Here is a 2,259-nt window from a genome sequence, read left to right as displayed (position 1 = left end):
ATATGTTGAACCAAACCAGAAGCAGTTGAACCATTGTTAATCAGCGTGCCGACAACACCTGTAAGAGAGCCAGCAGCACCACCAAGATCAGCACCGGCTAAATCAGAAATTGCTTCCAATGTACCGTTGACTGTATCGCGAGAAGTTTCAAAGGTGAGGGTACCTAAATGAGCTAGGTCTCCAATAGGGTGTTCCGATTGGTGAACTGCACTGATAATGGTGCCTGCGACAGTATCAATTCCTGTATTAATGATTTGAGTCTTTAGGCTTTCCACACCTTGGAGGACATCAATACCCGTTTGGATGGCACCTGTGACAGGATTGTTACCTAAATCACCGCCTGTAATACCACCAATGATGCCAGTCACTGCGCCTAAAGGACCACCTTCACCGCCACCAATACCACCTGTGATACCGCCAATTATTCCTGTGACTGCTCCAAGTGGGCCACCCTCAGCACCACCTGTGATGCCGCCAATGATTCCAGTTACAGTACCAAGTGGACCACCATTTGCTCCACCCGTAATACCACCGATAATTCCTGTGACTGCTCCAAGTGGGCCACCCTCAGCACCACCTGTGATGCCGCCAATGATTCCAGTTACAGTACCAAGTGGACCACCATTTGTTCCACCCGTAATACCACCGATAATTCCTGTGACTGAACCAAGCGGCCCACCCTCAGTTCCGCCTGTAATACCACCAATAACTCCTGTTACTGCACCGAGTGGATGCCCACTTGCCCCGCCAGTAACACCACCTAAAATATTTGTGACTGTAGAAATTGGACTACTGCTACCTGTTACATTTCCCAGAATGCTAGTAATTGAACTTATAGGATTGTTGGCTGCTCCACCTGTAAGATTGTTTACCGTATGAGTTACGGTATTTGTTGAAACGATATTTGTAATTGTAGACAAGGATAAAGGAGCAAGGATTGAACCGCCAACGTGTGATGTAGATGTACTACTATCAACTAAGCTTGAAGTAATACTTTTAATGGGTGACAAAAGACTTTTGAAAAGCATAACGATACCTATATTTTTAAAGTTGTGTTGTTTTTGATGTAGTTATTAAATTGCTATGATTTTTTTGTGATTTAAATCACATTAATCTTTTTTAGTGTTATATGTGGCAATTATTTTGTCAATATTATAAAACGCGATAATTTATTGTTAAATTTATATTTAAATTATTGAATATAAATACATTTCTTTATATTTTTTTTTGAATAAATTTACATTTGTATTGATATTGGATTTTATGCTTAGTACGGAATAGAAGAAATTAATCTTTTATATCAGGTAATTAAAGTACAATTTCATCTCAGTATGTATGTAATAAGTGCATAGGGATAGATAAAGTTATAAGATTTGTTATTTGTTTGAAAGTAAATATTTCCATACAGCTTTTTAAAGATAAATTTATTTTATATCAATTAATTGAGTGGTTTTTTGTTTTTGGTTTTGAAAAATAAAAATTAAGTGGTTTTGGCGAATTTTATTTGTATATTCGCTTGTTATTAAAAAAAACTTACTAATAATCGAGAATCTGTTATCTCAATTTGGGATAACAGATTGGTACTCGTCTTAGAATATGTAGATAAAAGCCACTACTTAAAGTGGCTTTTATGATTTTCAAATCTTAGAAATGATGAAGTGATCCAAATAGATGATCGGTCAGACTCGTTAATGGTGATGAAACTGAGATGAGATCTGTAATGCTTCCACCATTTGGATGAGGTTCTCCAACTGCGATTCCAGAAGTACTAGAAGAAACGGTGCCTGTGATGATATTCAAAATGCTATCGACACTATTACCATCATTGTCATTATTCACATGAACAAGGTTGGTCAGTCCTTCCAACACATTCCCGCTACTGAAGATATTACTCATATTATCTTGTAATAGATCGAGTGTTAGGTTGCTACTTCCAACAACAATTTGGATAGGTTGAGCAACGCCAGAAATCACGTCACCGCCAGCAATACCACCCGTAATACCACCGAGAATATCTGTTATTGAGCCCGGAGGGCCACCATCACCACCAATACCGCCAGTGATACCACCAATGATTCCAGTGACTGCACCTAGAGGACCGCCGTCACCACCGCCGATACCACCAGTAAGACCACCGATAATGCCAGTGACTGCACCCAGAGGGCCGCCGTCACCACCGCCAATTCCGCCAGTGATACCACCAATGATTCCAGTGACTGCACCCAGAGGACCGCCGTCACCACCGCCAATTCCGCCAGT

Annotated in this window: 2 pseudogenes; both read right to left on the bottom strand. The window is 40.2% G+C overall.

Going from position 1 to position 2,259, the window contains the following annotated elements:
• A pseudogene (locus F909_RS21240) lies at window positions 1-1,028 on the bottom strand (hypothetical protein); the annotation flags it as partial.
• 616 nt (window positions 1,029-1,644) lie between these two features.
• Window positions 1,645-2,259 (bottom strand): annotated as a pseudogene (locus tag F909_RS14855) (hypothetical protein); the annotation flags it as partial.

Origin of the sequence: Acinetobacter sp. ANC 3929, from assembly GCF_000369405.1 — a bacterium.
GTDB lineage: Bacteria > Pseudomonadota > Gammaproteobacteria > Pseudomonadales > Moraxellaceae > Acinetobacter.
This window is presented reverse-complemented; position numbering and strand designations above follow the sequence as displayed.